The organism is Thermosynechococcus sp. OHK43 (assembly GCF_014466085.1).
GTDB lineage: Bacteria > Cyanobacteriota > Cyanobacteriia > Thermosynechococcales > Thermosynechococcaceae > Thermosynechococcus.
The window spans coordinates 1-7,610 of record NZ_JACOMP010000046.1 but is presented as its reverse complement, the minus strand read 5'-3'; the positions used below and the strand labels follow the sequence as shown (position 1 = coordinate 7,610).

The following is a 7,610-nucleotide window of genomic DNA, read 5'->3' as shown; positions in this document are numbered from 1 at the left end:
TCTCTATCCTGCCCTGCAGCACCATCTTGGTCACCATGTGCCGCTCCCCAAGGAACTGGGGCACATCGAAGGCTTGAGTGCCATTGATAAAGTCATTGTCATTGACCAGTCCCCCATTGGTCGAACCCCCCGCTCCAACCCTGCCACCTACATTGGTGTTTTTGATGTCATCCGTGAGGTCTTTAGCCAAACCGTTGAGGCCAAGGCACGGGGCTACAAGCCGGGGCAGTTTTCCTTCAATATCAAGGGCGGCCGCTGTGAGGCCTGCGGTGGCCAAGGGGTGAATGTTATTGAGATGAACTTTCTGCCCGATGTTTATGTCCAGTGTGAGGTGTGCAAGGGGGCCCGCTACAACCGCGATACACTGCAAGTGAAGTACAAGGGCTGCTCGATCGCCGATGTTTTGGATATGACTGCTGAGACAGCGCTGACCTTTTTTGAAAATATCCCCAAGGCGGTGAGCAAGCTGCAAACCCTTGTGGATGTGGGCTTGGGCTATCTGAAATTGGGACAAACCGCACCCACCCTCTCTGGGGGGGAAGCCCAACGCCTTAAATTGGCAGCTGAACTGTCCCGCCGTGCCACGGGCAAAACCCTCTACCTGATTGATGAGCCGACCACGGGGCTATCCTTTTACGATGTGCATAAACTCCTCGAGGTGCTGCAACGGCTGGTGGACAAGGGCAACTCAATTCTGGTGATTGAGCACAATTTAGATGTGATTCGCTGTGCCGATTGGATTATTGATCTAGGACCCGAGGGGGGCGATCGCGGGGGAGAGGTGGTTGCCGTGGGCACTCCTGAAGCAGTGGCCCTGATGCCCCAATCCTACACCGGTCAGTATCTTGCCCGAGTCTTCAATCGCGCCGCTGCCAATTCGCAATAGTAGAATACAGGTTGCTCTGCCTTGCGGTGTGCCTATGCCGACAATGACCCTTTCCATTTCCTGTCCCGATCAGCGGGGGCTAGTGGCCAAGTTGGCCCAGTTTGTCTATCGCTATAACGGGAACATTGTCCATGCCGACCACCACACCGATGCCGTTGCGGGCATTTTTCTCTCCCGCCTCGAATGGGAATTAGAGGGCTTTGAAATCCCCCGCGATCAAATTGCCACCACTTTCATCAACTATGCGCAGCGGGAAAAGGTCTTTGCCAGTTGGCAGGGGGTGCGCTGGCAGTTGCGGGCGTCGGATATTCCCTATCGCTTGGCCATTTGGGTGAGCCGCCAAGATCATTGCCTTTGGGATCTGCTGCTGCGGCAGCGGGCGGGGGATCTCTTTGCGGAAATTCCCCTGATCATCAGTAACCATGAGCATTTGCGTCCCATCGCCGAGCAGTTTGGCATTGATTTTTACTATATCCCTGTGACGCCAGAGACCAAGCCCCTTGCGGAAGCCAAGGAACTGCAACTCCTCAAGGACTACAGGATTGATCTGGTGGTGCTGGCTAAGTATATGCAGGTGCTCAGTCCTGAATTTATTGGGGCCTTTCCCCACGTGATCAATATTCACCATTCATTCTTGCCGGCCTTTGCGGGAGCTAACCCCTACCACCGTGCCTATGAGCGGGGGGTAAAAATCATTGGTGCCACGGCCCACTATGCCACGGTGGATTTAGACGAAGGGCCAATCATTGAGCAGGCGGTTGTGCCTGTGAGCCATCGGGATACAGTGGCGGATCTAATTCGCAAGGGCAAGGATTTAGAACGGGTGGTGTTGGCGCGGGCGGTACGGCTGCATTTACAAAATCGGATTCTGGTGTATGGCAATCGCACGGCAGTCTTTGCTTGAGGGTTGCCACCGCTGTGGGCCTGTTGCCTTTGGGGATTCCCGTAGGGGGTCACCAACCCCCTTGATGAGCAGGTATAATCAAATAATGTTCTGCCCCTGCGGTTTGACTGACTATGCCCTTCGAGATCAATCACGGTCTGGGTCGCTTTAACTCCAAACGGGATCTCCATGCTGCCCTCGGTATTCCATTGTCAGCAGCATTCGGGGAAATTCGCAAGCGGTATCTCAAAATTGCCAAGACACTCCACCCCGATAGCCGTGATGATGAATCGGGTAAAAAAATGGCCAGTGATTTGCTCTCGAAGTTTGTGAATCCTGCCTATGAAGTGCTTTCCCAAGAAAAAGAGCGAGAAGAATATCAAGTCATTTTGCGCTTGCTGGAAAAGCAACTGCTAACGGCCAATATTGTGCCAACGCCCACCTTTGATTTGGCACAGGAAGTCTTTAACGCTGCCAATGTTGAAGAGGCCTATCAAAGGGCCCTCAATACCCTTGCCCAAGATCAATACAAAGACTTAAACAACACCCTTAAAATTAGCGAACAAATTAGCGAACTGAATTTAATCTACCTGTGGCGATCGGCGGGTGGCAAGGTAACCGCATCCACGCCCAGTGTTTCTGCGCCGGCGGCTCCACCTAAATCAGATGCAACCCAAGGGCAGGCTACACCAGCGGCCACCACAGAGACGTCACCACCTACAGAAGCCCCCAAAACAGAGCAATTTACAGAGCAATATTTCCGACGGGCAGAGGAACTCTTCAATAAAGGCATTTATCTGGAGGCCGTCAAAGAACTGAAGGATGCCCTGAAAATTGACCCCCGCAGTGCTCGCTGCAATGCCCTACTAGGCAAGGTGTATCTGCAGCAAGGCTCCCTCAGTATGGCCAAAATTCACTTTAATCAAGCCCTGAAGCTCAATCCTCAAGAGGTAATGGCAATACAGGGACTCGAAGCAATTAGCAAAAGAGAGCGCCAAGCCCAGAAACAGCAAAAAAGTACTGAGCCACCCAAACCGGAGCAAAAGAAATTCTCCTTCTTTGGTCTTTTTGGGAAAAAATAATTCACTATGGTGTATCAACCTGCCTGTGGTGCCCGCGATATTTTGCCCCTGGATGTGGCACGGCAACGGTGGCTAGAGCAACGCCTAGAGCGCGTCTTCCAAAGCTGGGGCTACCAAGAAATTATCACACCCACAATTGAGACCTTAGCAACCCTCACAGCAGGGGGCACTGTCCATCCAGAGACGGTTATTCAAGTGCAGGGGAGCGGTGGTGAGCCTTTAGGATTGCGACCAGAATTAACGGCTTCTATTGCTCGGGCGGCGGTGACCCGTATGGCAGGTATGCAACTGCCCCAAAGGCTCTATTACAAAACTAATGTCTTTCGACGCACCACAGGGGCAGAGTTGGGCAACCAACAGGAATTTTTCCAAGCCGGAGTGGAGCTACTGGGGGCAACAGGTTTAGCGGCCGATGCAGAAATTCTCTGGCTGGTGCAGGAGTGCCTTGGGGTGCTAGCGGTTGGGGAGGCTTATCTTTTGGTGGGGGATGCCCACTTGACGCAACAGTTGCTCAGTACCTTTCCAGTGGAACTACAAAAGACCGTGCGCCAATGCTTGGCCCATTTAGACCGCGTGAGTTTGCAGGCTCTACCTGCCCCTTGGCGCGATCGCGCCCTTGCCCTTTTTGATCTACGGGGTACCCCAAAGGAGGTGGGGGAACGTTTAGCGCAGTGGTCTGATGTTCCAGGGGTTGTTGATCGCTTTGCGGAACTTCAACAGTTGTTGGCGTTGGTGGCCGAGTCCTTGGCTATTACCCTTGATCTGAGCCTTGTGCAGTCCTTTGATTACTACACAGGGATTATCTTTGAGGTCTTGATTCCTACGGAAACGGAACTGCGGTTGGTGGCTCAAGGGGGGCGCTATGATCAACTGCTCAGTATTTACCATCCCGACGGTGCGACGGTGCCGGGGATTGGTTTTGTCTTTAATGTTGAGGCACTCCTGCAGGCGGTCGCCATTCCCCCAGCCGCCCTATTGGCCCCCCGCAGTCAATGGCTGGTGGTTCCCCGCACAGCCAGCGCCCTCGCTGCCGCCCTCCACCATGCCCAAACACTGCGCTTGGAGGGCTCGACCCGGGTGGAGTTGGCACTTCTGGATTTGACGCCGGAGCAAATCCGCGCCTATGCCCGCGATCGCCAGATTCCCTATATTGCTTGGATTGAGAGTGATGCGCCACCGCAGATCGAAGCCCTCAGTGATGGGGCAACCTATTTGCAGATTCAGAGTGTCTAGGTCATGCTAACGATCGCCCTCCCCAAAGGTGCCCTCCTCAAGGACAGTATTGCCTACTTCCAACGGCTAGGCTTAAATTTTGAAGCACTCCTAGAGCCGGGAAATCGGCAACTTCAGGTTCTCTCTCAGGATGGCTGTGCCCGCGCCCTTTTGGTCCGTGCCCAGGATGTCCCCGTCTATGTGCAGTATGGTCAAGCGCAGTTGGGCATTGTTGGGTATGACGTGCTGCGGGAAAAAAATCCCCATGTGGCCAAACTAGCGGATTTGGGCTTTGGTCAGTGTCGTCTATCGGTGGCCGTTAAAGCCTCTAGCCCCTACCGCAGTGCCCGCGATTTGCCCCCCCATTGCCGCGTTGCCTCAAAGTTTGTCCGCTGTGCCGATGCTTTTTTCCAGCAGTTGGATTTGCCCGTGGATATTGTGCCCCTCTATGGTTCAGTGGAACTGGGGCCAATTACGGGCATGGCGGAGGCAATTGTGGATTTGGTGTCAACGGGACGTACCCTCAAGGAAAATGGCCTTGTGGAGCTAGAGCAAATCTTTAGCAGCACTGCCTACTTGATTGCCCATCCCCGCAGCTATCGCCTCAACCTCAATGGTCTTGGGCACTACGTTCCACAGTTAACAGGGGCGATCGCTTGATTACCGTTGCCTGTGCACCACCATGGCCGGCAGGGGTTCATTGATTGGCCCTCGGCAGTTACCGTTGGCGCGATCGACGTCTTGAAGCTTTTGGTGTGCCCGCTGCCATGCTTCAACAAAACGGCTGACCCGAATGGGGTCAATGGGTTGTTCAATCTGACCATTGCGCTTCAGGGAACTGGCAACAATGACGCCGTTGACGTAGGGCACCAATTGCTCCACATTGTCCCAAGAGGCACCACTGCCAATCAAAAGGGGTTGTCCCTTGGCGGCACTGGCGGCGATGGATAGATCCTCCTCAGTGGGTGGCTGTCCTGTTGCCCAACCGGAGAGAATCACCCCATCGGCGAGTCCGCGGTCAAAGGTGTCCCGTACTGCCGTGGCCAGATTTGGGCTGTGGAGGGGCTGGGCGTGCTTCACCATCACATCGGCAAAAATTTTGATGTCTTGCCCCAGTTCACGGCGGTAGCGCAGCAGTTGATGGGCTTGGCCTTCGATAATGCCTTGATCGGTGGCCATGACCCCAGTGAGCACATTGACGCGGATAAATTGTGCCCCCGTACAGGCGGCGATCGCCAGCCCACTAAAGGCATCATTGCGCAGCACATTAAGGCCAATGGGCACAGCTACCAGATTCTTTAACCGCTGCACCACTAAGGTCATGGCACTGACGACAGCAGCATCCACCCGATCTTTGCTGAAGGGAGCATCAAAGAAATTCTCAACAATAATGGCATTGACTCCCCCTGAGGCAAGGGCTGTGGCTTCCTGTTCTGCGCGGTCAATAACAGCCTTGAGACTCCCCCCCCAACGGGCGGAGGTGGGTAAGGGAAGGAGGTGGACAACGCCAATGACTGGGGTTGCAGTATGAAAGAGAGTCCGGAGATCCACAACGATTTTGGCAATAGGTGAACAGTGCAGGTATAACAGGAGGAGTGAGCGGCACTCTCCACAGGCACAATGGTAGAATGCGCTGACTTAAGTATATCCCCGTCTGACCCCCCCCTCGTGGCGATCGCCCTCGGAAGTAACCTGGGTAAGCCATTGCTGCAACTGCGCTCAGCCGTCCAAGTGCTTGCCCAAACGCCAGGGATCAGGGTCTTAGCCTGCTCGCCGTGGTATCGCACTGCCCCCCTAGGCCCCCCTCAACCGGATTACTGGAATGGCTGCCTCGTTGCTCGGGTGCAACTCTCCCCTTGGGCACTACTGAAAAGGCTGCAGGCAATCGAAGCGCAGTTTGGTCGCCAACGGCAAGAGCATTGGGGGGCCCGCACCCTTGATCTAGATCTGCTGCTCTATGGCGATTGCATCATTCGCACCCCAGATTTGACCGTGCCCCATCCACGGCTGGCGGAGCGGCCCTTTGTCCTTTTGCCCCTTGCGGCGATCGCCCCCCACTGGCGCCATCCCCTCCTGGGTGAAACCATCCAAACCCTACGGGAGCGGGTGGGGGATGCAGGCATTATTGCCGTTCTTTCTGACGATGCTGACGAAACCACCTTTGCAACTGCTGCCGACAGGCCGTTGCCTGAACCCCCCCAATGACCTGAATCCGGTGGAACACCGCTGGGCTATGGGGCAGTTGCAGCACCGAATCAATTGCCCCTGATTTTGGATCCGTCGTCCCATAGATGAGGGTGTGAATGCGGGCCTGGACAATGGCACCGGCACACATCGGGCAGGGCTCTAGGGTGACGTAGAGGCGGCAGCCCGTTAAATACCACGTACCTAGATGCTGACCGGCGCGGCGTAGGGCAATGATTTCCGCATGGGCAGTGGGGTCGTGATCTCGCTGGCGACGATTTTCCCCCGTAGCAATGAGTTCATTCTCAGCACTGACAATCACCGCACCCACGGGCACTTCATCGGCGGCTCCTGCCTGTTCTGCAAGGGCGATCGCCTGTTGCATCCAAAAGTCGTGCTGGTCTGTTTCTGGTAAAAGGAAAATGCCTGGCATGGCGATCCCGTTGTCGCAGCGGCTATGGTACTATTTTCTCAGTTCTGTTGCGATCGCTGAATTCTTTTAGGAAAACACCATGATGGATGCTTTGGTTTTGATTGCGAAATTGCCGGAAGCCTACGCCATTTTTGATCCCCTTGTGGATGTGCTGCCAGTGATTCCGGTGCTCTTTTTAGCCTTGGCCTTTGTTTGGCAAGCCGCTGTTGGTTTCCGTTAAAGATAGCTCCGATCAAACTAACCCTGTTGACTGGCCCCGTTGGTTCCAGCGGGGTTCTTCTTGAGTTTGTTTCATGCACTTCCTTCCCCTATGGCAGGTCACAGTAAGTGGGCAAACATCAAACGGCAAAAGGCGCGGGTGGATGCCCAAAAGGGCAAGATCTTTGCGCGGCTATCGCGAGCAATCATTATTGCGGCTCGGCATGGGGGAGGGGATCCAGCGGGCAACTTTCAACTGCGCAGTGCCATTGAGAAGGCCAAAGCAGCAGGGATTCCCAGCGAAAATATTGAGCGGGCGATCGCCAAAGGGACTGGTACCCTCGACAGTGATGCTCCCCTAGAAGAAATTCGCTACGAAGGCTATGGGCCGGGGGGTGTGGCATTTTTGATTGAAGCCCTCACGGATAATCGCAATCGCACGGCGGCAGATCTGCGGGCCGCCTTCAATAAACAGGGGGGCAACCTCGGCGAAACCGGCTGTGTGGGCTGGATGTTTGAACAGTGCGGCATTGTAACCGTTACTGCACCTAAAGATGAAGAAGCTTTCCTTGAAGCCCTGCTGGCGGCTGAGGTTGAAACCTACGAAATCCTAGAGGAGGTGGCCGAGGTGCGTTGTCCCGTCCCTGCCCTTGAAACCGTCAGCGAAACCCTCAAAGCCCACGGCTATACCGTTCTCGACACCGAAAGCCGCTGGATTCCAATGAATACCGT

9 protein-coding genes and 1 pseudogene are annotated in these 7,610 nt (G+C 54.9%); 8 read left to right on the top strand and 2 right to left on the bottom strand.

Going from position 1 to position 7,610, the window contains the following annotated elements:
• The 5 genes and pseudogenes from H8Q75_RS02080 to hisG all read left to right on the top strand — a co-directional run.
• A pseudogene (locus H8Q75_RS02080) lies at nucleotides 1–886 on the top strand (excinuclease ABC subunit A); the annotation flags it as partial.
• 28 nt (nucleotides 887–914) lie between these two features.
• Entirely contained in the window at nucleotides 915–1,790 is an 876-nt protein-coding gene (gene purU, locus H8Q75_RS02075; RefSeq protein WP_157869617.1) for a formyltetrahydrofolate deformylase, read from the top strand.
• A 113-nt stretch (nucleotides 1,791–1,903) separates the two neighbouring features.
• Entirely contained in the window at nucleotides 1,904–2,851 is a 948-nt protein-coding gene (locus tag H8Q75_RS02070; RefSeq protein ID WP_297040061.1) for a DnaJ domain-containing protein, read from the top strand.
• Between the two features lie 6 nt (nucleotides 2,852–2,857).
• Nucleotides 2,858–4,084, top strand: coding sequence for an ATP phosphoribosyltransferase regulatory subunit (locus H8Q75_RS02065; RefSeq protein ID WP_024124021.1), 1,227 nt, complete (start codon nucleotides 2,858–2,860; stop codon nucleotides 4,082–4,084).
• 3 nt (nucleotides 4,085–4,087) lie between these two features.
• Nucleotides 4,088–4,723, top strand: coding sequence for an ATP phosphoribosyltransferase (hisG, locus tag H8Q75_RS02060; RefSeq protein ID WP_024124022.1), 636 nt, complete (start codon nucleotides 4,088–4,090; stop codon nucleotides 4,721–4,723).
• On the opposite strand, the gene btpA is transcribed toward hisG, so the two are convergent.
• A complete protein-coding gene (gene btpA, locus H8Q75_RS02055) occupies nucleotides 4,724–5,614 on the bottom strand; it encodes a photosystem I biogenesis protein BtpA (protein WP_297040055.1) in 891 nt (296 codons plus the stop codon). It lies immediately after the preceding gene.
• Between the two features lie 69 nt (nucleotides 5,615–5,683).
• On the opposite strand from btpA, the gene folK reads away from it, so the two are divergent.
• Nucleotides 5,684–6,268 (top strand): 2-amino-4-hydroxy-6-hydroxymethyldihydropteridine diphosphokinase, encoded by a 585-nt coding sequence (folK, locus tag H8Q75_RS02050; protein ID WP_024124024.1) that lies wholly within the window; start codon nucleotides 5,684–5,686, stop codon nucleotides 6,266–6,268.
• On the opposite strand, the gene tadA is transcribed toward folK, so the two are convergent.
• Nucleotides 6,186–6,680, bottom strand: a complete 495-nt coding sequence (tadA, locus tag H8Q75_RS02045) for a tRNA adenosine(34) deaminase TadA (RefSeq protein ID WP_024124025.1) — start codon at nucleotides 6,678–6,680, stop codon at nucleotides 6,186–6,188. The genes folK and tadA overlap by 83 nt on opposite strands.
• A gap of 82 nt (nucleotides 6,681–6,762) precedes the next feature.
• On the opposite strand from tadA, the gene H8Q75_RS02040 reads away from it, so the two are divergent.
• Nucleotides 6,763–6,900: a photosystem II reaction center protein K gene (locus tag H8Q75_RS02040; protein WP_041429384.1), complete on the top strand. Its 138-nt coding sequence runs from the start codon at nucleotides 6,763–6,765 to the stop codon at nucleotides 6,898–6,900.
• 90 nt (nucleotides 6,901–6,990) lie between these two features.
• Nucleotides 6,991–7,610: YebC/PmpR family DNA-binding transcriptional regulator (locus H8Q75_RS02035; RefSeq protein WP_297040049.1), on the top strand; the 620-nt coding region annotated here is incomplete at its 3' end.

Excerpts from the sequence above, each read along its gene's own strand:
- H8Q75_RS02070 (WP_297040061.1), top strand. The coding sequence starts at position 1,904 with ATGCCCTTCGAGATCAATCACGGTCTGGGTCGCTTTAACTCCAAACGG.
- H8Q75_RS02065 (WP_024124021.1), top strand. The coding sequence starts at position 2,858 with ATGGTGTATCAACCTGCCTGTGGTGCCCGCGATATTTTGCCCCTGGAT.
- hisG (WP_024124022.1), top strand. The coding sequence starts at position 4,088 with ATGCTAACGATCGCCCTCCCCAAAGGTGCCCTCCTCAAGGACAGTATT.
- folK (WP_024124024.1), top strand. The coding sequence starts at position 5,684 with ATGGTAGAATGCGCTGACTTAAGTATATCCCCGTCTGACCCCCCCCTC.
- tadA (WP_024124025.1), bottom strand. The coding sequence starts at position 6,680 with ATGCCAGGCATTTTCCTTTTACCAGAAACAGACCAGCACGACTTTTGG.
- H8Q75_RS02040 (WP_041429384.1), top strand. The coding sequence starts at position 6,763 with ATGGATGCTTTGGTTTTGATTGCGAAATTGCCGGAAGCCTACGCCATT.